This window comes from Pseudomonas fluorescens HK44, assembly GCF_000217955.3.
In the GTDB taxonomy this organism is placed as follows: Bacteria; Pseudomonadota; Gammaproteobacteria; order Pseudomonadales; family Pseudomonadaceae; genus Aquipseudomonas; species Aquipseudomonas fluorescens_AQ.
In genome coordinates this window covers 169,978-190,011 of sequence record NZ_AFOY02000010.1, presented here as the reverse complement: position 1 = coordinate 190,011, position 20,034 = coordinate 169,978, and the positions used below count along the sequence as shown (strand labels likewise).

The window sequence follows — 20,034 nt, the reverse complement described above, 5'->3', positions numbered from 1 at the left end:
GGCGAATCTTAATGGCGCATCGGAAAGCTGTCAAACTTATTTTCAACAATTTTCAAAGTTTTTTGCCGCCATAACAATCACTTACCGCCCTCCCCCCGAAAAATGGGGGTGACGCCGAAGAGCAAGATCAAAAGATCGCAGCCTCCGGCGGCTCCTGCATGGGGTCAAACACCTCAGGCGATAGCGCCCACGAGCTTTTCCCACTCTTTGTTTTCTTTCTTCGACACGCCACCAAGCAAGTCGATCGCCTGACGCAGACGGAAACGCGTCAGGTCCGGGCCAAGGATTTCCATCGCATCCAGCACCGACACCGAGCTGGCCTGACCAGTGATTGCCGCGAACATCAGCGGCATGGCATCACGCAGCTTCAACTCCAGGGATTCGACCACCGCCTGAATAGTCGCCGTGATGCTGTCCTTCTCCCACTGACGCAGGCTTTCGAGCTTCCACAGGATCAACTGCATCAACTGGCGAACCTGATCGCCCGAGAGCTTCTTGGACTCGAACAGCTTGGCATCCGGGGTCACGCCACCGGCGAAGAAGAACCCGGCCAACGGTGCGATCTGGCTGAAGGTTTCAACCCGACCCTGCACGTGCGGTGCGATCTTCATCATGTATTCAGGGTTCAGCGCCCAGGCCTGCACGCGGCTGGCGAACTCTTCCACCGGCAGATCACGCAGCCATTGGCCGTTGAGCCACGACAGCTTCTCGATGTCGAAAATCGGCCCGCCGAGGGACACGCGCTTGAGGTCGAAGTTGTCGACCATTTCCTGCAGCGAGAACTTCTCGCGCTCGTCCGGCATCGACCAGCCCATGCGTCCGAGGTAGTTGAGCATCGCTTCCGGCATGAAGCCCATGCGCTCGTAGAACGTGACCGAGGTCGGGTTCTTGCGCTTGGACAGCTTGCTCTTGTCCGGGTTACGCAGCAGCGGCATGTAGCACAGCTCTGGCTGCTCCCAGCCGAAGTACTCGTAAAGCAGGATCAGCTTCGGCGCGGATGGCAGCCATTCTTCGCCGCGCAATACGTGGGTGATGCCCATCAGGTGGTCGTCGACCACGTTGGCGAGGAAGTAGGTCGGCAGGCCGTCAGTCTTCATCAACACTTGCATGTCCATGCGATCCCACGGGATCTCGACGTCGCCACGCAACATGTCCGGCACCACGCAGACGCCTTCGGTCGGCACCTTCATGCGGATGACGTGCGGCTCGCCAGCGGCCAGACGGCGCGCGACTTCTTCCTTGGAGAGCAACAGCGCACGGCCGTCGTAACGCGGGGTTTCACCGCGGGCCATTTGCTCGGCGCGCATCTGGTCCAGCTCATCGCTGGTGCAGAAGCACGGGAACGCGTGACCCAGGTCGACCAGTTGCTGGCAGTACTTCTGATAGATGTCGCCACGTTCGCTCTGGCGATACGGGCCGTGCGGACCGCCCACATCCGGGCCTTCGCTCCAGTTGATGCCCAACCAGCGCAAGGCATCGAAAATCTGCTGTTCGGACTCGCGGGTCGAACGCAATTGGTCGGTGTCTTCAATCCGCAGGATGAACTCACCGCCATGCTGCTTGGCAAAGCAGTAGTTGAACAAAGCGATGTAAGCGGTGCCGACATGGGGATCGCCGGTAGGCGATGGCGCGATGCGAGTGCGGACGGTGGTCATGGCATGTCTCGAAAGAATATAAAAAGCGGAGATGAAACAAAGGGCGAATGGTAACAGGCGTTGCCCGCCCGGCTCCAGTGAGCAGGGCATTTAAGCCAACGTTGGGGCTACAAAAGGCTCTGGCACCGCTCAACGACTGATTATCAATAAGTGGCATTTACCGCTTATCGGCTATATGACAGATTCGAGTACTGATAAATCTCCTTACACTTTCTCGACTACAGTCTGCTCATGCCTGCCCAACTCAAGCGTCGCCTGTTTACTTTCCTGCTTATCGTCCTGTTGGTTGCCGGGGGCTTCTTTGCTCAATGGTTCTTCAAGGGGCGGTTTTACGAAAGCACCGATAACGCTTATGTCCAGGGTGAAATCACCCGTGTCTCCAGCCAGTTGGGCGCGCGCATTGAGGAAGTGCTGGTACAGGACAACCAGCATGTCGAAAAAGGCCAACTGCTGATCAAACTCGAAGGCGATGACTTTCATCTCGCCGTCGACCGCGCCAACGCGACCCTCGCCACTCGCGAAGCCGAGCGCCTGCAAGCCCAGAGCAAACTGACCCAACAAGCCAGCCTGATCGCCGCCAGCGAAGCTCAGGTCGCTGCCAGCCAGGCCACCCTCGGCCGCTCGCAAATCGATTTGTCCCGCGCGCAAACCCTGCGCAAACCGGGTTATGTCTCGGAAGAACGGGTGACCACCCTCTCCGCCGACAACCGCATCGCTCGCTCGCAAGTCGCCAAGGCCCAGGCTGACGCCCAAGGCCAGCGCCAGCAGGTCAACGCCTTGACGGCCGAGATCAAGCGCCTGGACGCCCAGATCGCCAACGCCAAAGCCGATCTGGCGCAGGCCCAACTGAACCTGACCCGCAGCGAAATCCACGCACCGATCAGCGGCCTGATCGGCCAGCGTGCCGCCCGCAATGGCCAATACGTGCAGGCTGGCGCTTACCTGCTGTCGATCGTCCCGGACCAGGACATCTGGATTCAGGCCAACTTCAAGGAAACCCAGATTGGTCACATGCAGCCCGGCCAGAAAGCCGAACTGACCTTCGATGCCTACAGCGACACACCAATCGAAGCCCGGGTCGACAGCCTGTTCGCCGCCTCCGGCGCGCAGTTCAGCCTGCTGCCACCGGACAATGCCACCGGCAACTTCACCAAAGTCGTGCAACGGATTCCGGTAAAACTGACCTTTGCCGCGGACAACCCGCTGCACGGCAAGATCCGCCCAGGCATGTCGGTCACCGTCAAAGTCAACATCAAAGACCCAGGCAATGGCCGGTGATCAACTGATCCGCCCGGTCGGCGAACCGACCCGGCGAGACTGGATTGCGGTGATGAGCGTGATGCTCGGCGCCTTCATGGCGGTGCTCGACATCCAGATCACCAACGCCTCGCTCAAGGACATTCAAGGCGCGCTGTCAGCGACCCTGGAGGAAGGCTCGTGGATTTCCACCTCGTACCTGGTAGCGGAAATCATCATGATTCCGCTCACCGCGTGGCTGGTTCAACTGCTTTCGGCACGACGCCTGGCGGTGTGGGTTTCGCTGGGCTTTCTGGCCGCCTCCCTGCTCTGCTCGATGGCCTGGAGCCTGGAGAGCATGATCGTGTTCCGCGCCTTGCAGGGGTTCACCGGGGGCGCACTGATCCCGCTGGCGTTCACCCTGACACTGATCAAACTCCCCGAACACCATCGCGCCAAAGGCATGGCCATGTTCGCCATGACCGCGACCTTCGCGCCCTCCATCGGCCCGACCCTCGGCGGCTGGCTGACGGAAAACTGGGGCTGGAAGTACATCTTCTACATCAACATCCCGCCGGGGCTGCTCATGATCGCCGGCCTCATGTATGGCCTGGAGAAAAAAGAAGCCCACTGGGAACTGCTCAAAAGCACCGACTACATGGGCATTCTCACGCTGGGGGTTGGCCTGGGGTGCTTGCAGGTGTTTCTCGAGGAAGGCCATCGCAAGGACTGGCTGGAGTCGAACCTGATCGTGACGCTGGGTTGCATCGCCCTGTTGAGCCTGATCACCTTTGTGATCGTGCAAGTGTCCAAGCCCAATCCGCTGATCAATCTGGGTATCTTGCGCAACCGCAACTTTGGCTTATCGAGTATTTCCAGCCTGGGCATGGGCGTGGGTCTGTACGGCTCGATTTATCTGCTGCCGCTGTACCTGGCGCAAATCCAGAGTTACAACGCCTTGCAGATCGGCGAAGTGATCATGTGGATGGGCGTGCCGCAGCTGTTCCTGATTCCACTGGTGCCGAAACTGATGAAGTTCGTTTCGCCGAAGTGGCTGTGCACGCTCGGCTTTGGCCTGTTTGGCCTGGCGAGCATTCTTTCGGGCGCGCTCAACCCCGACTTCGCCGGACCACAGTTCAATCAGATCCAGCTCGTTCGCGCGCTGGGCCAGCCGCTGATCATGGTGACCATTTCACTGATCGCCACCGCCTATATCCTGCCGCAGGATGCAGGCTCCGCGTCGAGCCTGTTCAACATCCTGCGCAACCTCGGCGGCGCGATTGGCATCGCCCTGCTCGCCACTCTGCTGGATGCGCGAACCAAGACCTACTTCGATTATTTACGCGAGTCGATCGTGCCGACCAACCCGCAGGTGGCCGAGCGCATGGCGAGCATGATCGATCGATTTGGCAGCGAAACGGCGGCGCTGGGCAAACTCAGTGAGATCACCCATCAGCAGGCCTTGATCATGGCTTACAACGATGCGTTTCACTTTGTCGGGATTGCGCTGGGAGTGAGCATGCTGGCGATCCTGCTGACCAAGGCGTTGCCGCCCGGGTTGAAGGCTGGCGAGGCGCACTAAGCCTGAGACATGCACACACCCGTGGCGAGGGAGCTTGCTCCCGCTCGGCCGCGAAGCGGTCGTAATCCGGCAATCGCGCTCCATCTGAATACTCGCAGCGGCTGATTTTAGGGTCGCTTCGCCCGAGCGCGGACCGACCCACGGGAGCAAGCTCCCTCGCCACAGGGACCGCGCACGATCGTCAGACGGTCAACAACCGCTCGCGCATCTTGGTGATTTCGTCGCGTGTCTGCGCGGCGGCTTCGAACTCCAGGTCGCGGGCGAGCTGGTACATTTTTTCTTCCAGTTGACGAATGCGCTTGGCGATTTCGCTCGGTGAACGCAGCTCGTTTTCGTACCGGGCACTTTCCTCGGCAGCCTTGGCCATGCCTTTGCGCTTCTTGCTGCGCGAACCCGGCACGGTGGCGCCTTCCATGATGTCGGCGACGTCCTTGAACACGCCTTTGGGGGTGATGCCGTTGGCCAGGTTGAAAGCGATTTGCTTGTCCCGACGACGCTCGGTCTCGCCAATCGCCCGCTCCATCGACCCGGTGATCCGGTCGGCATACAGAATCGCCCGGCCATTGAGGTTCCGCGCCGCGCGGCCGATGGTCTGGATCAGCGAGCGCTCGGAGCGCAGGAAGCCCTCCTTGTCGGCATCGAGAATCGCCACCAGCGACACTTCCGGCATGTCCAGGCCTTCACGCAGCAGGTTGATCCCCACCAGCACATCGAAGGTACCCAGACGCAAGTCACGGATGATTTCGACCCGCTCCACGGTATCAATGTCAGAGTGCAGATAACGCACCCGCACCCCGTGGTCGGCGAGGTAGTCGGTCAAGTCTTCGGACATGCGCTTGGTCAACGTAGTGACCAGCACCCGCTCCTCCAGCGCCACACGCTTGGTGATTTCCGACAGCAAGTCGTCGACCTGAGTCAGCGCCGGACGAATTTCGATTTGCGGATCGACCAGACCGGTCGGCCGCACCAGTTGCTCGATCACTCGACCGGCGTGTTCCGCCTCGTAGTTGCCCGGGGTCGCGGAAACGAAAATCGTCTGCGGACTGATGCTTTCCCATTCGTCGAAACGCATCGGCCGGTTATCCAGTGCCGACGGCAGCCGGAAACCGTATTCGACCAATGTCTCTTTACGCGAACGGTCGCCCTTATACATCGCACCGACCTGCGGCACGCTGACGTGGGATTCGTCGATCACCAGCAAGGCATCGGCGGGCAGATAGTCAAACAAGGTGGGCGGCGGCTCACCGGATTCACGGCCTGAGAGGTAGCGCGAGTAGTTTTCGATACCGTTGCAGTAACCCAGCTCCAGAATCATCTCGAGGTCAAAACGGGTGCGTTGCTCCAGCCGTTGGGCTTCCACCAGTTTATTGTTGGAGCGCAGGTATTCCAGACGTTCCTGCAGCTCGACCTTGATCCCTTCGATGGCCCCCAGCAGGGTTTCTCGCGGCGTTACATAGTGGCTTTTCGGATAGAAGGTGAATCGCGGCAGCTGGCGGATCACTTCGCCGGTCAACGGATCGAAGGCAGAAATCTTCTCCACTTCATCATCGAAGAGCTCAATACGGATCGCTTCAAAATCGGATTCCGCCGGGTGGATATCAATCACGTCGCCGCGCACACGGAAAGTCGCGCGGGCGAAATCCATGTCATTGCGGGTGTATTGCAGGTCGGCCAAACGGCGCAGCAAGGCGCGCTGATCGAGCTTGTCGCCGCGATCGACGTGCAGCACCATTTTCAGATAGGTTTCCGGACTGCCCAGACCATAGATGCACGAGACCGTGGTGACGATGATCGCGTCTTTGCGCTCCAGCAACGCTTTGGTCGCCGACAGACGCATCTGCTCGATGTGATCGTTGATCGAGGCGTCTTTCTCAATGAAGGTGTCCGACGACGGCACGTAGGCTTCGGGCTGGTAGTAGTCGTAGTAGGAAACGAAGTACTCCACCGCATTGTTCGGGAAGAACGCCTTGAACTCGCCGTACAGTTGCGCGGCCAGCGTCTTGTTCGGCGCCAGCACCAGCGTCGGTCGCTGCACCTGAGCGATCACGTTGGCGATACTGAAGGTCTTGCCCGAACCGGTCACACCGAGCAACGTCTGGTGCGCCAGCCCGGCCTCGATGCCCTCGACCATCAGACGGATGGCTTCCGGCTGATCGCCGGCGGGCTCGAAGCGGGTGACTAGCTGGAATTCAGACATATCGTACCTATTGGTTTCCAAGGAACGGCTCACTCCGGCGCTGGCAAGCGCGCCAGAACGGTGAAGGCCGCTCACGACGAATGTCGCAGGGAAAAATCATGATAACCGTTGATGTGGTGCCGAATACCTCTTGTTTCAAGGCAAACGTCCTACATGCCCTTAAGCCATCGACGTGACAATAAGGCTAACGAGCAAAAAATAATCCGAAAAAACCTGCCCGAAAAGCGGAAACGCCTGTCGCCGCGCCCGGTGTAGGCCTCTATACTAGCTCCCCGTTTGTGCACCGCTCTAGTGCATTCGGCTGGAGCGCCACACGTCCCTCCACATTCCATTCAGAGCCGCCGCAATAATGAGCCTCTTCTCCGCTGTCGAAATGGCACCACGCGATCCAATCCTGGGCCTCAACGAAGCATTCAACGCTGACGCCCGTACCCATAAGGTCAACCTGGGGGTCGGTGTTTACTGCAACGAGGAGGGGCGAATTCCACTCCTGCGAGCCGTTGTCGAAGCCGAGACGATTCGCGCTGCTCAACATGCTTCCCGTGGCTACCTGCCGATTGACGGTATCGCCGCCTACGACCAGGCCGTGCAAAAGCTGCTGTTCGGCAAAGACTCGCCACTGCTCGCCGCTGGCCGGGTTGTCACCACCCAGTCCGTCGGCGGTACCGGCGCCCTGAAAATCGGTGCTGACTTCCTCAAGCAACTGCTGCCGAACGCCGTCGTCGCCATCAGCGACCCAAGCTGGGAAAACCACCGCGCACTGTTCGAAACCGCTGGTTTCCCGGTACAGAACTATCGCTACTACGACGCTGCGACTCACGACGTGAACCGCGCCGGCCTGCTGGAAGACCTGAACGCCCTGCCAGCCGGCTCGATCGTTGTGCTGCACGCGTGCTGCCACAACCCGACTGGCGTCGACCTGAGCCCGGCGGACTGGAACAACGTGCTGGACGTGGTCAAGGCGAAAAACCTCGTGCCATTCCTCGACATGGCCTACCAGGGCTTTGGCGACGGCATCGACGAAGACGCCGCTGCCGTGCGCCTGTTCGCCGAGTCGGGCCTGAACTTCTTCGTTTCCAGCTCGTTCTCCAAGTCGTTCTCGCTGTACGGTGAACGCGTTGGCGCGCTGTCGATCGTCAGCGAATCGAAAGAAGAAAGCGCTCGCGTGCTGTCGCAAGTCAAACGCGTGATCCGCACCAACTACTCCAACCCGCCGACCCACGGCGCCGCCATCGTGGCTGCCGTACTGAACAGCCCTGAACTGCGCGCCCAGTGGGAACAGGAACTGGCCGAAATGCGCCTGCGCATTCGCGGCATGCGTACGCAGATGGTCGATCTGCTGGCGAAAAACGCGCCTGACCGCGATTTCAGCTTCGTCGGCCGTCAACGCGGCATGTTCTCGTACTCGGGCCTGACAGTTGAGCAAGTCACCCGCCTGCGCAACGAGTTCGGTATCTACGCCCTGGACACCGGCCGCATCTGCGTTGCCGCGCTGAACCAGAGCAACATCGACGTAGTGACCAAGGCCATCGTTCAGGTGATCTAAGCCACACGCGGGACAAAAAAGGGGAAGCCGTTTGGCTTCCCCTTTTCGTTGAACAACAGATAATTATCAACACTGCGAACGAGCACTCTAGACTGCACACATAGCAAATGCGGGCGATGGCGCAATAAAGTGCTGCCCGGGATGAAGCTTTCGCGAGCAAGCTCGCTCACACACGTACTGCGTATTTCCGATACTTCAGAGAACCGACATGAAAAACGATGATTTACGCGCTGACCGCGATGACGACCTGGATCACTTCGTGCCGCGCCCCCAGACCAAACGCAGCAGCGGGCTGGTGTGGCAGGTTGCCCTGGGCGTATTTCTTGGCGGACTGGCCCTGTGGCTGGTGCAGCTGGCCGCCACGTCGCTGTATGCCAAGCTCCTGCTCGGTACCTTCACCTTCGGCGGTTAAGGTCGATCAGCCCGCCAGTTCGGTCGAACGCTGACTGGCGGCGTCGTCATAAGCCACATACAGCGATTCGGCAACCTGACTTTTGATCGCTTTGGTGCTTTCCAGCCCCAGCACAAATCCTTCAGCCTTGCCGCCAGCGCGATTCAGCTCATCAGCGGTGCTCGCCTGAGTGATCGCATCGAAGAGTTTCTCGGCATGCGGCCCGACGCCTTTGGGCAGGCTGATCTGAGCAATGCTCATACGAACACCTCGCGCAGCATTGATGACGTGAGCAATGGTGGGTGAGTCATGACGCGTACCTTTTCGGCTGAGGGCCGGTAGCGCGTGAAACCACTTCCGGGGGGGCCATGGTAGACCTCTGCCACGATTCTGGTAACCGCCAATGGCTGACAACGCCCTCCTCGCCCCTGAATCATCACCGCCTACCTGAATATCTGCCATTCGAGCAATTCACGCTTGACTTGTCCTTTTTAATCAGTAACATACGGCGAATTCCGCGATAGCTCAGTTGGTAGAGCAAGTGACTGTTAATCACTGGGTCCCTGGTTCGAGTCCAGGTCGTGGAGCCAGACAGCAATATCGAAAAGCCCCTGAATCGAAAGATTCAGGGGCTTTTTGTGGGCGGTCAAAAGTCAAAAGATCGCAGGCTGCGATCTTTTGATCTTCAAGCTTTATCAGTGAGCGCAGCCGTCAGACATGCTCACTGCTTTTGGCCTGCTCCGCACGATGCTCCGTCGGGCCGTGGGACGAATCCACTACCACCGGGACTTCGTTACCATCGCAGTCATGCAGCTTGCCGCGACTGAAGTAATCCCCTTCACGCAACGCCGCCAGATCCTGGAAACGCAAGGTCCGTTCGGTGCCGGCAGCAAAGACCGACTGCTGGTCCGAGTTGCCGGTGGTGAAGTGGTTGAAAGTCAGGTTGAGCGCGATCGCCATGATCGCCGAGGAGCTGATGCCGGAATGGAAGATGGTCGCAAACCAGCTCGGGAAGTGGTCATAGAAGTTGGGGGCGGCGATGGGGATCATGCCAAACCCGATGGAAGTGGCGACGATGATCAGGTTCACGTTGTTGCGGTAATCGACCTTGGACAGCGTACGAATACCACTCGCCGCCACGGTGCCAAACAGCACGATACCGGCACCGCCGAGGACGGATGTCGGTACAGCGGCGATCACTCGCCCCATCACCGGCAACAGGCCGAGCACCACCAGGAACACCCCGCCCGTGGCCACCACATAGCGGCTTTTGATCCCGGTCACCGCCACCAGCCCGACGTTCTGGGCGAAGGCACTTTGGGTGAAGGAGCCAAAGATCGGCGCGATCATGCTCGACAGCATGTCGGCCCGCAGACCGTTGCCCAGACGCCTGGAATCAACCTTGGTGCCGATGATTTCACCGACCGCCAGAATGTCCGCGGAGGTTTCCACCAGCGTCACCATGATCACAATGCACATCGACAGGATCGCAGCGAAGTGGAAGGTCGGCATGCCGAAGTGGAACGGTGTCGGGAAGCCGAACATCGGCCCTTGAGTCACCGTCGAAAAGTCGGCCATGCCAAGGAACACCGCAATCACGGTGCCGATCACCATGGCCAACAGGATCGACAGGCGGGAGATCGTGGCGCTGCCGATCTTGCTCAACATCAGCACCAGTGCCAGCGTCAATGCCGCCAGCCCAATGTTCGCCATGCTGCCGAAGCTTTCGGCGTGGCTGTTACCGCCCATGGCCCAGCGCGCTGCTACCGGCATCAGCGTCAGGCCGATGGTGGTGATCACGATGCCGGTGACCAATGGCGGGAAGAACCTGGTAATTCGGGAAAACACCGGCGTGATCAGCAGCCCGATCAACGAGGCAGCGACCACCGCCCCCAGAATCGACTGAAAACCGCCCTCACCACCGCTGCTGACAATCGCCACCATGGTTGCGACGCCCGAGAACGAAACGCCCTGTACCAGCGGCAACTGACAGCCGAAAAACGGTAATCCGAGGGTTTGCAGTAATGTCGCCATACCCCCCGCAAACAGTGACGCCGCAATCAACAGACCGATATCAGCCGGAGAAAGCCCGGCCGCCTGGCCGATGATCAGCGGTACCGCAACGATACCGCCATACATGGTCAGAACGTGTTGCAGGCCGTAAGCCATATTCGCGCCGACCCCGAGGTTTTCATCCTCAGGCCGCTGGTGTGAAACAGAGGGCGTTTTCATCGTGAGGGGGTTCCCTGGTTTTTGTTATGCGCACACTGTATTCAACAGTCAGGACAAATGTCTATAGAGTTGTATACAACTTATCGGTCACATAATGGACAAGCATCCACCTCACCCCCTTTGAAGCCAGCTATTACGCACCCTGATGCCTCTACAGCCCATCCAAAAAAAAAAGAGCAGATCGATTGATCTGCTCTTCTTGCTTGACTCCAGCCGCTCCCTACTTTGGCTCGATCAATCGCGCGATGGCCGCTCTCAGCGTCGGATGCTCAGGCACTTGAATCCCGAACGTCTCCCGGAGCAGTTCGATCAATGCCTCAGGATCGGTAATCTCCCGTCGCTCACTGGCTCCGCCCATCCGGTGAATGGCATAGCTGCCATTGTTGAGCGTGTAGCGTGTCTCTGGCCCGGTACGTGCCACCATCAGCCGCTGGAGAAACGGCGACTCGGGATGAGTCGAGACGTACCAGTTGCCGATCTTGTAATCGACGTCTTCCTGGCGCTGCAAGTCGAACACATACATCGCCCGCCATTCACCGGCGACCTGGGCGCTCAGGGTGTAGCTGCCGTCACCAAGGGTGATGCGAAAGCGTTCGTGGGGCGTAACCTGTTCGTCTTCAGTGTCGAGCCTGAGCGGCGCGGTCGGCACCATGCCGCCGAAGCCCACGTCGGTGATATAGCGGACACCGTTCAGGATCAGCAGGGTCAAGCGATGGGTACGTGCCGCCCAAGTGCCTTGCGGAGCGTTCATCACCACGCGACCGGTAATGCCTCGTACCTCATAGCCCAAGTGTTGCAGCAACGCCATGTACAGGTTGTTGAGTTCGTAACAGTACCCGCCCCGGCCATCATGCAGCAGCTTGCGCTGAACCGATTCAAGGTCGATGGACACCGGAACACCGGACAGCGGTGAGAGATTTTCGAAGGCGAAGGTGCTGGTGTGGCGCAGTTGCAGGTGGCGCAGGGTATCGAGGGTGGGAGGCGGCGGCGTGTCGTAACCCAGGCGTTGCAAGTAGAGGTCGACTTCGTTAAGAACGGGTTGGTTCATGACTGACTCCTTGTGCAGGCAAAGCGCACCGGACGCTTTGCAATGCACAGCGTCCGGCCGATGGGCGCAAGGTATACTTCAACCCCGCGGGGCCCGACAATTGATTTAGCCAATCGCCTTCATTGCCTTTTTTACCGTCGTTGATAGCGTCAATCAGGACACGTGCGCCATCAACGCATTGGCGGAACCCGAATATCGCCCGCCCGACACTGACTCTTCACGCCCTTGCCGCAAGCCCCGAACGACAAGTCCTTGCCCAGGCACACGCGCACTTCCGACAACTCGGGTCCATTGCAGACAATCGCAATGCCATTCTCGGGAATCCCGGGATTGCTCTGACGGAACATCTGCGCAATTTCCTGCGCCGGGAAGTAGATCTCGGTGCTCAAGGGTTTCAGCTTGTCCGGGATTTTCACCGTACCAACCGCCTTGTCCGCCAAATCCAGATAACCCGAGGCGCCAAGACCGCTGCACGTGCCGTGCTTGGACCATTCATGCTGAAGCAACTTTGGCGTCACAAACAGCGTCAGCCCTTGCTTCTGCTCCGCGGGCGACAACGGCACCATCGGCGGACACGACTCCGGCCAACCGCCCTTGGCATACTGCGGCCAGAGACCGTGAAGGACAAAGCCGTAGCCTTTGCCCGAGCATTGCAGGTTGTTCTGATGAGTCAGGCAAAAGGTCGGTGACCAGGACAGCGTCAGCAGGTAGTAATCAAACACCCCCGCCACCGACTCGGTCTGCTGCTTATCGCGATGGGACCGAGCGTCGCTCATGCCGACGCTGCCGATCGTCAGCGCAAAGAGCGCGACCAGTACATACAGTTTTCTCATAAACCCTCTCCCCTGGGACAGATCGGATGATCTTTCTCGGCGTGGTGAACCTGTCATAGCAGCGGATTCTAACTGGCCAACACCCGCCAAGGTGAAGTACCTTGCAATTGCTACGCTTACACTTACGTCACGATAGGACATCGAAATGAGTAAGGCAGATGAGCTCGCTGCAAAACTGAAACAGAAACAACAAACCCGTGCGGACGCGCAAGCTTGCGCAGACACGGTGATTGAGCATTGGCCGATACAGGTCTATGAGATGTACCACCAGCTTGAAGCATGGCTGGAACCACTGACCGAAGCCGGCTTGAACATTCGCCGCATCCCCACACACGTTATCGAAAACCTCCCCTCCGGCGAGACCTTCAACTACGCCATCGACAAACTGCTGATCGAGGGCAACCACCACAGCATCACCCTCGACCCCATCGCGCGCTTCGTCATTGGCGGCATGGGCCGTGTCGATATCCTCACCAAAGGCCAAGAGCGGTATTTGTGCCGGACCGAGACCGAACACGGTGAAACGCACTGGCAAATCCAACCCCTCCCGCGCAGCGGACAACCGCAGCCGGATCCGGTTGAGCTCGATGAGGACAACTTTCTCTCGGTGATACAGGAAGGCCTGGAACTCTAAAGCTGAGCGCCACGCGGGGAAGCATCGCGGTGTGTCACCCTTCCCTGCCGGTCCCGAAAAAATGGGCGACCTGTTGCGGTCGCCCATTTTCGTTTCGGCCAGAAATCCGCCCCCACGCCACTCACCGCGCTTTACCTGATATCCGACAATCCGTATATTCGCCAAACCATATATCTATACCCCCCGCCCGGCGCCCTACGGAGTAACCGATGAAAGTCCTGTTCATGTGCACGGCCAACAGCTGCCGCAGCATTCTGTCCGAAGCCATGTTCAACCACCTCGCCCCGGCAGGTTTCGAAGCCGTGAGCGCTGGCAGCTTTCCCAAAGGCCAGGTCCTGCCGCGCAGCCTGACCACCTTGCAGGCCGCCGGCATTGCCACTGCCGGGCTGAGCAGCAAGGGCAACGACGCCTTTGCAGACAGCCCGCCAGACATCGTCATCACCGTGTGCGACAAGGCCGCCGGTGAAACCTGCCCGGTGTATTTCGGCCCCGCGCTCAAAGCGCATTGGGGGCTTGAAGACCCGTCCGACGTCAAAGGCAGCGAAGCGCAAATCAACGCCGCCTTCAACGCCACACTGGCCACCATCGAAACCCGTTGCCGCGCCTTCCTCCAGTTGCCCTTCGAACGCCTCGACGCCGCTGCACTCCAGCGCGAACTCGAGCACATCGCCACCCTTTAGCCTGGAGCGCCGCATGAGCGATCAACTGCCAAACCTCGACACGCTGCTGTCCGACACCTTGCACCACGCCGCAGTCGACAACCCCAAACCACGCATTTTGCTGCTCTATGGCTCGACCCGCCCGCGCTCGTTCAGCCGCCTGCTGGTGGAAGAAGCGGCCCGACTGCTGGAGCACTTCGGCGCCGAAACGCGGATCTTCAATCCGTCCGGCCTGCCGCTGCCGGACGATGCGCCCAGCGACCATCCGAAAGTCCAGGAACTGCTGACCTTGATGCAGTGGTCCGAAGGCCAGGTGTGGTGCTCGCCGGAACGCCACGGCTCGATGTCCGCCGTGTTCAAGGCGCAAATAGACTGGGTGCCGCTGGCGATGGGCGCCGTACGCCCGACCCAGGGCAAAACCCTGGCCGTGATGCAGGTCTCGGGCGGCTCGCAGTCGTTCAACACCGTCAACCAACTGCGCGTGCTGGGGCGCTGGATGCGCATGTTCACCATCCCCAACCAGTCCTCCGTGCCGAAGGCCTTCTTGGAGTTCGACGATCAGAACCGCATGAAACCCTCCGCGCTCTACGACCGCGTGGTCGACGTGATGGAAGAACTGGTGAAATTCACCGTCCTGCTACGCGACCGCCCCGACCTGGTCGACCGCTACTCGGAGCGCAAGGAAAGCGCGGAGGAACTGAGCAAGCGGGTTAATCAGCGTTCGATATAAAGACTCGAAATAAACAAGGAGCGGCTGCAATGGCCGCCCCTGCATTCTTTCTACAACTTCTGTAACACTTTAATTATTCGTGCCCCCGCCGATCACATTCTTTTACATTTGAGGTACATATTCTTAACAAATGCATTCCTTTCGTTGATTAGCATGGACAATCCTTATGCGACTTCAGGGACGTCGCTATTCCAACGGATGCCTTATGAAGGAAAGCAAATGCCTACTGAACAAATCATCATCCTTGTTGCCGTTACAGTCATTGGCCTTGTATGGGCTGCCAGAAGAGATTTAAAAAACCGGAAGAAAGAACAGGCCACGAAAGAGGCTAATGAGAGCGTAGATTGACTGTCGGGCACTTCAAAAATAATAATCTGCCCCGCCAATACGCTAACCCCTTATAAACAGGTCGACAATTGACAAGGGGCGACCGTTACGGTCGCCCCTTTTCGTTTACCGCTGCAACCGCCGCCCGACCACATCCATCAAATCACACCCATCGCGCAGCGGAATCGCCAACACCCGCGCAAAGTCCCGTAACAGCAACGCATCACGACCAAGCCCCTCGCCCAGGGAAAGCGTTTCCAGCAATTGCGTCACGCTGCGAATGCGGTACGCCGCCGTGTCGTGCAGCACATCGACCGGCGCTTCGGTATCGATCAGCAAGGATGGGATTGTGCAGTCAATGCCGGTGATCGGCATATATCGAGCCATGGCAGAACCTCCAGTGAATGAACCAGCGTGAGCACTCAGTGACGAACTGCAGACGAAACCCCGGACGCCGCATCCGGCGTATCGAAGTGCTCCAGGGCCCGGTTCACCAACAACTCGCTGAGCACCACTAACTGCTGCACCGCCAACGCCACATGGCGGCGCGAACCTTCGAGTTCGAAGGCCAGGTCAGTGGTCATGGCGTTTAGGGATGCGAGGGTTTCGGAGGCGTGGATTAGCAGGGTTTCGGTGTCGATGTTTGGGGCGATGGTGAAGACGTGGGTGGTGGGGTCGGAAACCGCTGCGGTTTCGGGGGGATTGGGGGTGATCTTTTTCATGAGTGAAGCTCCTTTAGCATTTATGGGTGCTTGGGCTCCTTTAGCGATAGAACGGACTTCCACATCCGGACGCTGATTTTGCAGCGACGTGGGGAGGTTATTGGGTGAGGTGACTGGGGGTAAAGCAGCTGAAACCGATGCGGGTTGCGGGAAATGTCCGATGTTGGTGTGGTGTGTTGGAAGCTGGATTCAATCGTAAAAATTTGCTCTGTTGCTTTGCCATCGCCTCGCTGCTAATCCGCGTACCAGTTCCGTACCAGCTCTGTCCTCGCCCCTCTCCCTCCCTTCCCTTCTGCCGACAGCTTTAGCAAATTTTAAGCATCGGTTTCCGGCCCCAATCCCGGCACTGTCTATCGCTGGCTCAGGCGAGATTTGTGACAGCTACACCACTTGCGAGAGAGCACCGGCCAAACTCCCTATATGCCAGTCGCTCCGTTTTCAGGTTGCCCCCTGGGAAAAAGGTAATTTTGGTAATTTTCTTTCCATCACACAACTAAACGCAATGTTTTCAGTCACTTAGCGAAATTCCGTAAAGGTAATAATAGGGTAAGAAAAAGGTTAGAAAATTACCTTTAGCCGTAGTAATTTCCTTCACCCATGAAACCCTTAAAAATCAGCCACTTAGGACAATATTACCTCCAGCATTACCAAGTATTACCTTCGAAGGTAATACGTCAAAGCCACGTTCTATATGGGCTGTAGCCCATTTTTCGCATCTCCTTACCAAAATTACCTTTTCCCCAGCCTCGAACTGAAATCAGTAACCCAGATGCCCTGCTATGCTTCCGGCTTTCCGAACGGAGTCGAATAGATGGCCAGCGAATATTCCCTTACCGTCGTACTCGAAAAAATGTACGAAAATCAGCTCGGCCTCGAAGCTGCGTTGATGGAATTGGTGTTGTTAGTCGAGCAGCAGGGCTACGAGCCCGTTGGGGAGAATGCGGGGTTTAACCATCAGGGCTTAGCACGATTAAGAAATCTGGAAAAAGACTAGCTTGTGACCCGCCTTTTAATGGCAAATAGCGTCATACGACACAAGTGCCCGAAAGAATCTGGCCATTGCTGTCCCCCAACCGTTAGTTTCGATTCTCGAACGACTAAAATGCGATATGGCAGGCACGTATGAAACACTGGACTGAGCCAAACGGGATACTTTTAATTCAAGTTCCAATTGATTGGCAGTACCTTAACTCGGGCCTTAGCGACTATGAAGAGAAGTCGCCTTACGGTTTTCAACCTTATGAAGACTCCATAGGCTGCTTTCAGCTAAGTTGCTATCCGCTGAGCGAGCTAGCTCCTAACATTGCCAAAGCCAATCCAAACGGAGTCAGAAAATTAAGCTGGAAGGAGTCTAGGAAAGATGATTCCAATTTTTGCACTCACCTTTTCTTCGGCGCTTATTATGATCAAGCATTAATTGGTAAATATATCTACGATGCGGGCCTTGAAGGCGATAAGAGGATTGCCGAACAGCTTGCTATCGTGAATCAAATCCTAAACTCGGTTGTGATAGTCCCAGAGAGCGATCGTAAACTGGCTGCTGATCTCGACAAGTTTGATCGATTCACAGGCTCTCTTGCGGCGTCATATGATCTTCTATACACAGCAATTGACGCAGGGGCATGCATTGAGATCATTGCGATTACAGCAAATCAAATAGACGCACATTTAAGGTTGAGCCTGGTAATTGCAAAGCAGTTGGAGAACAAGACGGACGATATCGAAATTAGATATCTTTTCCAGGCAGATGGTGAAAAGGGAATAATGGAGAGAAAGGTCTTCGAAGATGCTTTAAAATTTCAAGTAATCGATCTGGAGACTTTCGATAATTTAAATGACCTCTACAATCTGAGAAACCGCGTTATCCACCGATACATCATCTCAGACATTAGATCGTGCGATCTCGTAGAGATCGCTGAAAAATATTTGAATGCTTTGGAAAAAACACGTTTAATCCTTCGCGACTTCGAGCAGAAACAAGCGGTCGTGCCTTATGGGTTGTACGGAACGAAACTTGGGAAAACCCCTATTACGGACGACGCTATAAGACGGTTATATGCGAGTGCAAATGACAAGCATCTTCTCCAAAAATATAAAAGAAGCGTTAGTGAAAGAAAAATTTAACAAGACACCTGGTCGAACAGCATGCGGTGCGTGAATGTCTAGTGGCCAAAATCGACGGAGGCCTCGCCTGGGGCTTGTCGATTCGCCTGGGTAGCAGCAGCGCCCGCTGGGTGCCGGTGCGCTCGCGACGTGGACGTTGCGCACCTGGGCCAGCCTGACGGCGGTCGGACGCTTCGCCGACAACGTGGGCCTTCGCGGATTCAGTGTGGAGCTGTGACCGGCGACAGCTACGCTATTGGCTGAAAGCAGCCATCGCTTACCAAAATTACCTATTCGCCGCGCCCTCCCCGAAAATGTCATCCGTCGAGCTATGCTGCATTCATTTTCAGGGCGACGAGATGAGTACCGAAGACGAACATTCCATCACGAACGAAAAGCTGGTCGCTGTTCTCAGCAATGCTGTGGCTTACGTTGCAAATGAGGCGGTTGTTCTAGGCCAATATGAACGAATCCAGCAAGGGCGATTCACGCAGCTATGGCCTGCGGGTGGTGACAGTGAAGACTTTGAAAAACGTATTAATCGCGTCGTAGAGCATTTGGGCGGCCCGCCTGAGCTGTATTTATTACGAACAGGCGAAAGTCCTCCCCCTGCTGATGACTACCCGGCGAGCTCGATGCGTGAAGTGTTCGACGTGTTCCGGCGCGCACGCAAATCAGTAATACGCGCTCATTTATTCATGACCGGTTCAACGATGCTGGTCGAGCAACCGGATTTACTGCAAAAGCCTGAGAATCCGGGCACCGAAGAATTGTTTAAAAAGCATGCGCAGTCAGCTTTCTGGGAGCACGCAGAGGCCGCGTACATTCGCCTCTTTTCGTTTTGGGATCGAATAGGACAAGCCCTCGATTTCACATTCTTCAACATACGGAAATTCGACCATAACGGCTTTCATGCTGTAATGGATCGCATCCATGCGAACGTGAGGCCGATGAACGATCACCTTTGCAATAGCGGCAGCTGGAAGCGCCTCCGCGCGTTCCAGACGTCAAACAAAGACGACGGCCTACAGTTTCTTCTCCAGCGACGTAACCTTCTTGTGCATAGCCTCCACCTACATCCGCACAGGACCGACGACGATGAAATGTTCAAGTCTCAGTTCAATCACCTGGATGAAGCCCATCGCAAAAAACTGCAACCACGAGAGCCAGCAGCTGAAGCCGAGCTTTTAGTTGGCCAGCTCAATAAAGCGTCGACGCTGTTCGACGACTTTCTGGTATTGGTCGAATTTTCCTCGTCTCGTAAATCCAGTCGTTGGTGAGCTATTGAAAAACACCAGTGTCTCGAAAACGCCTGCTCGCTAAGGGCTGCAGGCGTTTTTAACCATCCCAACACCCGGCCCATAAAACAATACAAGTGGGATCCGCTCAAATCCCAAAAACACTCCAAAACTCAAATTTTGAAAGTCTTAGCCCAATTAAACTGGGCACTTCAGAAAAAATGGGAACAAGAAAAAATGGACCGCAAAAAGGGGACAGATTTATTTTTTGCCCACTGCCCACCACTGATGATGGTAAAAAATAAATCTGTATAAAATAAATCCGTCCCCTTTGATTCGGGTTGCAGGAAATGTCCGATGCTGGTGTGGTGTGTTGGTAGCTGGATTCAATTGTAAAAATTTGCTCTGTTTGCTCGCCGTCGCCTCGATGACCAATCGACTGGAAGCACTGGAAGACTGGGTCGCCGGCTTGCTCCGGCAACTTGAACCCGCAGCGCGAAATCAGCTCGCTCGTAGTCTCGGTCAGGCATTGCGCCGCAGTCAGCAGCAGCGGGTTATCGCCCAACGTATCCCGGACAGCAGCAAGTACGCTCCTCGTAAACAGCGCAACCTACGGGGTAAACAGGGTCGAGTGAAACCCAAGGTGCAGATGTTCCAGAAAATGCGCACCACACGCTTCATGAAGGTCAAGGCTGATGGCAACTCTATCAGCGTTGGGTTTAAAGGGCGTATTGCCCGCATTGCCTGGGTGCACCAGTACGGACTGAAAGACCGCACTGAACGAAGTGCACCGGATGTAATGTACGAACACCGGGAAGTGCTCGGTTTCATGGAGGCTGACCTCGATTTGATTCATGACGGTCTACTAGTGCACCTCGCGAACTGAAGGTTTGAGTCAGGC

20 protein-coding genes, 1 tRNA gene and 1 pseudogene are annotated in these 20,034 nt (G+C 57.0%); 14 read left to right on the top strand and 8 right to left on the bottom strand.

All coding sequences use genetic code 11. The features are described from left to right. Positions 1 to 173 precede the first annotated feature (173 nt). Positions 174 to 1,655 (bottom strand): glutamate--tRNA ligase, encoded by a 1,482-nt coding sequence (gene gltX, locus HK44_RS11050; RefSeq protein ID WP_019692686.1) that lies wholly within the window; start codon positions 1,653 to 1,655, stop codon positions 174 to 176. A gap of 231 nt (positions 1,656 to 1,886) precedes the next feature. Here gltX and HK44_RS11045 point away from each other — a divergent pair, with 231 nt between their 5' ends. Both HK44_RS11045 and HK44_RS11040 read left to right on the top strand, forming a co-directional pair. After that, positions 1,887 to 2,933 (top strand): HlyD family secretion protein, encoded by a 1,047-nt coding sequence (locus HK44_RS11045; RefSeq protein WP_019692687.1) that lies wholly within the window; start codon positions 1,887 to 1,889, stop codon positions 2,931 to 2,933. Positions 2,934 to 2,982: 49 nt separating this feature from the next. Beyond that, positions 2,983 to 4,473 carry an MDR family MFS transporter gene (locus HK44_RS11040; protein ID WP_187682495.1) on the top strand — a complete coding sequence of 497 codons (1,491 nt, stop codon included), beginning with the start codon at positions 2,983 to 2,985 and terminating at the stop codon, positions 4,471 to 4,473. A gap of 181 nt (positions 4,474 to 4,654) precedes the next feature. On the opposite strand, the gene uvrB is transcribed toward HK44_RS11040, so the two are convergent. After that, complete coding sequence (uvrB, locus tag HK44_RS11035; RefSeq protein ID WP_019692689.1) at positions 4,655 to 6,670, bottom strand: excinuclease ABC subunit UvrB; 2,016 nt, start codon at positions 6,668 to 6,670, stop codon at positions 4,655 to 4,657. A gap of 349 nt (positions 6,671 to 7,019) precedes the next feature. Between uvrB and HK44_RS11030 the strand changes: the two genes are divergently transcribed. Together HK44_RS11030 and HK44_RS11025 are read left to right on the top strand one after the other, a co-directional pair. Further along, on the top strand, positions 7,020 to 8,216 hold the full coding sequence (locus tag HK44_RS11030) for an amino acid aminotransferase (RefSeq protein ID WP_019692690.1): 1,197 nt from the start codon (positions 7,020 to 7,022) through the stop codon (positions 8,214 to 8,216). A gap of 208 nt (positions 8,217 to 8,424) precedes the next feature. Next, the gene (locus HK44_RS11025) at positions 8,425 to 8,628 is read left to right on the top strand and encodes a hypothetical protein (RefSeq protein WP_019692691.1); all 204 of its coding nucleotides are present in this window, start codon (positions 8,425 to 8,427) and stop codon (positions 8,626 to 8,628) included. A 6-nt stretch (positions 8,629 to 8,634) separates the two neighbouring features. Here HK44_RS11025 and HK44_RS11020 read toward each other — a convergent pair whose 3' ends face one another. Further along, complete coding sequence (locus tag HK44_RS11020; protein WP_019692692.1) at positions 8,635 to 8,868, bottom strand: hypothetical protein; 234 nt, start codon at positions 8,866 to 8,868, stop codon at positions 8,635 to 8,637. A gap of 253 nt (positions 8,869 to 9,121) precedes the next feature. On the opposite strand from HK44_RS11020, the gene HK44_RS11015 reads away from it, so the two are divergent. Beyond that, a tRNA-Asn gene (locus tag HK44_RS11015) sits at positions 9,122 to 9,197 on the top strand. Positions 9,198 to 9,318: 121 nt separating this feature from the next. Here the strand turns inward: HK44_RS11015 and HK44_RS11010 are convergent. The 3 genes from HK44_RS11010 to HK44_RS11000 form a co-directional block, all read right to left on the bottom strand. Beyond that, on the bottom strand, positions 9,319 to 10,839 hold the full coding sequence (locus HK44_RS11010) for a nucleobase:cation symporter-2 family protein (RefSeq protein ID WP_019692693.1): 1,521 nt from the start codon (positions 10,837 to 10,839) through the stop codon (positions 9,319 to 9,321). Positions 10,840 to 11,059: 220 nt separating this feature from the next. Next, complete coding sequence (locus HK44_RS11005) at positions 11,060 to 11,887, bottom strand: arylamine N-acetyltransferase family protein (protein ID WP_019692694.1); 828 nt, start codon at positions 11,885 to 11,887, stop codon at positions 11,060 to 11,062. Between the two features lie 170 nt (positions 11,888 to 12,057). After that, positions 12,058 to 12,720, bottom strand: coding sequence for a ribonuclease T2 (locus tag HK44_RS11000; protein WP_019692695.1), 663 nt, complete (start codon positions 12,718 to 12,720; stop codon positions 12,058 to 12,060). 145 nt (positions 12,721 to 12,865) lie between these two features. Between HK44_RS11000 and HK44_RS10995 the strand changes: the two genes are divergently transcribed. The 4 genes from HK44_RS10995 (at position 12,866) to HK44_RS30145 (ending at position 15,091) form a co-directional block, all read left to right on the top strand. Further along, complete coding sequence (locus HK44_RS10995) at positions 12,866 to 13,354, top strand: hypothetical protein (protein WP_019692696.1); 489 nt, start codon at positions 12,866 to 12,868, stop codon at positions 13,352 to 13,354. Between the two features lie 209 nt (positions 13,355 to 13,563). Next, positions 13,564 to 14,034, top strand: coding sequence for an arsenate reductase ArsC (locus HK44_RS10990; protein WP_019692697.1), 471 nt, complete (start codon positions 13,564 to 13,566; stop codon positions 14,032 to 14,034). A 13-nt stretch (positions 14,035 to 14,047) separates the two neighbouring features. Continuing rightward, positions 14,048 to 14,743 carry an arsenical resistance protein ArsH gene (gene arsH / locus HK44_RS10985; protein ID WP_019692698.1) on the top strand — a complete coding sequence of 232 codons (696 nt, stop codon included), beginning with the start codon at positions 14,048 to 14,050 and terminating at the stop codon, positions 14,741 to 14,743. A gap of 219 nt (positions 14,744 to 14,962) precedes the next feature. Continuing rightward, on the top strand, positions 14,963 to 15,091 hold the full coding sequence (locus HK44_RS30145) for a hypothetical protein (RefSeq protein WP_019692699.1): 129 nt from the start codon (positions 14,963 to 14,965) through the stop codon (positions 15,089 to 15,091). 105 nt (positions 15,092 to 15,196) lie between these two features. Here the strand turns inward: HK44_RS30145 and HK44_RS10980 are convergent, their stop codons facing one another. Both HK44_RS10980 and HK44_RS10975 read right to left on the bottom strand, forming a co-directional pair. Next, positions 15,197 to 15,457, bottom strand: coding sequence for a hypothetical protein (locus tag HK44_RS10980; protein ID WP_019692700.1), 261 nt, complete (start codon positions 15,455 to 15,457; stop codon positions 15,197 to 15,199). Between the two features lie 35 nt (positions 15,458 to 15,492). Beyond that, positions 15,493 to 15,792, bottom strand: coding sequence for a DUF6124 family protein (locus HK44_RS10975; RefSeq protein WP_019692701.1), 300 nt, complete (start codon positions 15,790 to 15,792; stop codon positions 15,493 to 15,495). An 811-nt stretch (positions 15,793 to 16,603) separates the two neighbouring features. Here HK44_RS10975 and HK44_RS10970 point away from each other — a divergent pair. From HK44_RS10970 to HK44_RS10955, 5 genes and pseudogenes are all read left to right on the top strand, one after another. Continuing rightward, on the top strand, positions 16,604 to 16,786 hold the full coding sequence (locus tag HK44_RS10970; RefSeq protein WP_019692702.1) for a hypothetical protein: 183 nt from the start codon (positions 16,604 to 16,606) through the stop codon (positions 16,784 to 16,786). A gap of 128 nt (positions 16,787 to 16,914) precedes the next feature. Beyond that, on the top strand, positions 16,915 to 17,916 hold the full coding sequence (locus HK44_RS10965) for a hypothetical protein (protein ID WP_019692703.1): 1,002 nt from the start codon (positions 16,915 to 16,917) through the stop codon (positions 17,914 to 17,916). 8 nt (positions 17,917 to 17,924) lie between these two features. Then, positions 17,925 to 18,133 (top strand): annotated as a pseudogene (locus HK44_RS29690) (hypothetical protein). Positions 18,134 to 18,254: 121 nt separating this feature from the next. Beyond that, positions 18,255 to 19,175, top strand: a complete 921-nt coding sequence (locus HK44_RS10960) for a hypothetical protein (protein WP_019692704.1) — start codon at positions 18,255 to 18,257, stop codon at positions 19,173 to 19,175. A 385-nt stretch (positions 19,176 to 19,560) separates the two neighbouring features. Next, complete coding sequence (locus HK44_RS10955) at positions 19,561 to 20,019, top strand: phage virion morphogenesis protein (protein WP_024264857.1); 459 nt, start codon at positions 19,561 to 19,563, stop codon at positions 20,017 to 20,019. Positions 20,020 to 20,034 lie beyond the last annotated feature (15 nt).

Coding starts and splice junctions, on each gene's coding strand:
- HK44_RS10980 (WP_019692700.1), bottom strand. CDS start 15,457: ATGGCTCGATATATGCCGATCACCGGCATTGACTGCACAATCCCATCC.
- HK44_RS11025 (WP_019692691.1), top strand. CDS start 8,425: ATGAAAAACGATGATTTACGCGCTGACCGCGATGACGACCTGGATCAC.
- HK44_RS10990 (WP_019692697.1), top strand. CDS start 13,564: ATGAAAGTCCTGTTCATGTGCACGGCCAACAGCTGCCGCAGCATTCTG.
- HK44_RS11030 (WP_019692690.1), top strand. CDS start 7,020: ATGAGCCTCTTCTCCGCTGTCGAAATGGCACCACGCGATCCAATCCTG.
- HK44_RS11010 (WP_019692693.1), bottom strand. CDS start 10,839: ATGAAAACGCCCTCTGTTTCACACCAGCGGCCTGAGGATGAAAACCTC.
- HK44_RS10970 (WP_019692702.1), top strand. CDS start 16,604: ATGGCCAGCGAATATTCCCTTACCGTCGTACTCGAAAAAATGTACGAA.
- HK44_RS11045 (WP_019692687.1), top strand. CDS start 1,887: ATGCCTGCCCAACTCAAGCGTCGCCTGTTTACTTTCCTGCTTATCGTC.
- HK44_RS30145 (WP_019692699.1), top strand. CDS start 14,963: ATGCCTACTGAACAAATCATCATCCTTGTTGCCGTTACAGTCATTGGC.
- gltX (WP_019692686.1), bottom strand. CDS start 1,655: ATGACCACCGTCCGCACTCGCATCGCGCCATCGCCTACCGGCGATCCC.
- HK44_RS10955 (WP_024264857.1), top strand. CDS start 19,561: ATGACCAATCGACTGGAAGCACTGGAAGACTGGGTCGCCGGCTTGCTC.
- HK44_RS11020 (WP_019692692.1), bottom strand. CDS start 8,868: ATGAGCATTGCTCAGATCAGCCTGCCCAAAGGCGTCGGGCCGCATGCC.
- uvrB (WP_019692689.1), bottom strand. CDS start 6,670: ATGTCTGAATTCCAGCTAGTCACCCGCTTCGAGCCCGCCGGCGATCAG.
- arsH (WP_019692698.1), top strand. CDS start 14,048: ATGAGCGATCAACTGCCAAACCTCGACACGCTGCTGTCCGACACCTTG.
- HK44_RS10965 (WP_019692703.1), top strand. CDS start 16,915: ATGAAACACTGGACTGAGCCAAACGGGATACTTTTAATTCAAGTTCCA.
- HK44_RS10960 (WP_019692704.1), top strand. CDS start 18,255: ATGAGTACCGAAGACGAACATTCCATCACGAACGAAAAGCTGGTCGCT.
- HK44_RS11000 (WP_019692695.1), bottom strand. CDS start 12,720: ATGAGAAAACTGTATGTACTGGTCGCGCTCTTTGCGCTGACGATCGGC.
- HK44_RS10995 (WP_019692696.1), top strand. CDS start 12,866: ATGAGTAAGGCAGATGAGCTCGCTGCAAAACTGAAACAGAAACAACAA.
- HK44_RS10975 (WP_019692701.1), bottom strand. CDS start 15,792: ATGAAAAAGATCACCCCCAATCCCCCCGAAACCGCAGCGGTTTCCGAC.
- HK44_RS11005 (WP_019692694.1), bottom strand. CDS start 11,887: ATGAACCAACCCGTTCTTAACGAAGTCGACCTCTACTTGCAACGCCTG.